At 31.6% G+C, this 1282-nt stretch carries 2 protein-coding genes and 1 pseudogene; all 3 read right to left on the reverse strand.

The genetic code is table 11. The annotated features are described in order from the left end of the window. A pseudogene (locus BG20_RS13175) lies at window positions 1-426 on the reverse strand (hypothetical protein); the annotation flags it as partial. Next, on the reverse strand, window positions 375-752 hold the full coding sequence (locus BG20_RS13180; RefSeq protein WP_238527512.1) for a hypothetical protein: 378 nt from the start codon (window positions 750-752) through the stop codon (window positions 375-377). The gene BG20_RS13180 and the pseudogene BG20_RS13175, both read right to left, overlap by 52 nt. A 209-nt stretch (window positions 753-961) precedes the next feature. Then, window positions 962-1282 (reverse strand): DM13 domain-containing protein (locus tag BG20_RS04880; RefSeq protein WP_010191646.1); only part of this gene is annotated, 321 nt, incomplete at its 5' end.

Raw genomic sequence — 1282 nt, forward strand, 5'->3', positions numbered from 1 at the left:
CCAGGGTACAAGTTCATCAGGAAATACCACTAACAACCCGCTATCTTTTTTGATGTTTTTACATGTACCACTGTAGCTTTGCTTGTTTTGACCAAAGCAGCCAGATTCGTTATAAAAATCAAAGTTAGAATTTGGAAAATTGTCACGCTGGGTAGATGATGAAACAAAATATACATCAAAGCCCAAATTCTTGTTATCAGTTTTTACACTGTAATCATATGATGTAATATCTTTAGACGTACATATAGGGAAAAATTGTACATATCCTTTTTTAATTTTTAATTGCTGTTCTGAATTATCATAGTTGTTATTTTCTATATCAGGATACACAGAAACGTCAGGGTCAGTACTTAGTTGATTTCCTTGTACATATTCTATCTCATGTCGTATACTATCAACAGCTTTTCTATAGAGATTGGCTGCCATTCTTCTTGACAGTCACTAAATTCATGCTTTAATTCAACATATGATTTACCGTTGATTTTTTGAAGTTGATTTGTATTGTATTCTTTTGATTCTGAATTAAATCCTGTGGTGACATGAGATTTATCTGATTTGTACCACGAATTTGTGACCTCAAAAATAATATTCTTTGAACTACTATTCCATTCAGACAATAAATGAACATACACAGAGTATTTGTTTATCACTTGTTGAGTATCAGATACAAAAATTAAATGACCAAAAAAGGCATTAAGAAAGATTATAAAAAATGCAGTTATTGGAATTATGACATAGAATATTTTGTTCATCAGGGCAACCCCCAACATGTTATGTATATGAAATTAACTGGGAAGAGTTTTAAAATGATCTTCGATCTTTACTTTCTTCTAATTCCGTTCCTAAAATCATGCTCCAATACCACTGTAAAGAATCTCCCAGTACGATTTAATTAGAAATTTAATTGTAAATCAGATTTTTATTTTATACTTTGATGATACAATAAAAAAATTTAGAAACTTTATGCAAGTGGGGCTTTACCAAAATATACTCCAAAAGGTTGACAGTAAATTACCACAGTATCATAAACTCCCAAATCAATGTTTTCTAGAAGATAATTTTGATCACCCTTACTACCCTTTAATTTTTCCAAATGAACACCTTTGTGAATATCACCTCCAGAAGTTATGTAAACTCGAAGATCTGGTCCATTGGTTACCTCAAAGTTTTCAAATCTAAGAAAAGTCATATCATTTACTTGAATTATTTTTGCAACACCCATAGCATTATGCCCTGCCAATCCTTCAAACGTGCCAGACAAGACGGTTCTAGGATCAGGTTG

Origin of the sequence: Candidatus Nitrosarchaeum limnium BG20, from assembly GCF_000241145.1 — an archaeon.
GTDB lineage: Archaea > Thermoproteota > Nitrososphaeria > Nitrososphaerales > Nitrosopumilaceae > Nitrosarchaeum > Nitrosarchaeum limnae.